Here is a 741-nt window from a genome sequence, read left to right as displayed (position 1 = left end):
TTAAGCGCCGTGACACTGCCAAGCTGGCTGAGCTTCAATGCGGCTACGGGCGTGCTGAGTGGTACCCCAACTAACGCTAACGTGGGTAGCTATGCGGTGGTGTTACGCGCCACGGATGTTGATGGCTTAACCGCAGACCAGAGCTTTACGATAGTGGTGGCAAACGTTAACGATGCGCCGACTATCAGTTCGACGGCGTTAACCAGTGCGACCCAGGATGCGGCCTATAGCTACACCTTGGTGGCGACGGACAGTGATGTGGGCGACAGTCTCACCTTAAGTGCCGTCACACTGCCAAGCTGGCTGAACTTCAATGCGGCGACAGGCGTGCTCAGTGGTACCCCGACTAACGCTAACGTCGGCAGCCATACGGTGGTGCTACGCGCCACGGATGTGGATGGTTTAACCGCAGACCAGAGTTTTACGATTGTGGTGGCAAACGTCAACGATGCACCGACCATCAGTTCGACGGCGTTGACCAGTGCGACCCAGGATGCGGCCTACAGCTACACCTTGGTGGCGACGGACAGCGATGTGGGGGACAGTCTCACCTTAAGCGCCGTGACTTTGCCAAGCTGGCTGAGCTTCAATGCGGCGACAGGCGTGCTCAGTGGTACCCCAACTAACGCGAACGTGGGTAGCCATGCGGTATTGCTACGCGCCACGGACGGGGATGGTCTGACGATTGACCAGAGCTTTACGATAGTGGTGGTAAACGTCAACGATGCACCGACCATCAGT

At 57.6% G+C, this 741-nt stretch carries 1 protein-coding gene; it reads left to right on the top strand.

All coding sequences use genetic code 11. The features are described 5' to 3' along the window. On the top strand, positions 1–741 hold a 741-nt coding region (locus tag M0415_RS21305; RefSeq protein WP_249560536.1), incomplete at both ends, for a putative Ig domain-containing protein.

Origin of the sequence: Shewanella sp. 10B (genome assembly GCF_023475885.1) — a bacterium.
Classification (GTDB): Bacteria; Pseudomonadota; Gammaproteobacteria; order Enterobacterales; family Shewanellaceae; genus Shewanella; species Shewanella mangrovisoli.
This window is presented reverse-complemented; position numbering and strand designations above follow the sequence as displayed.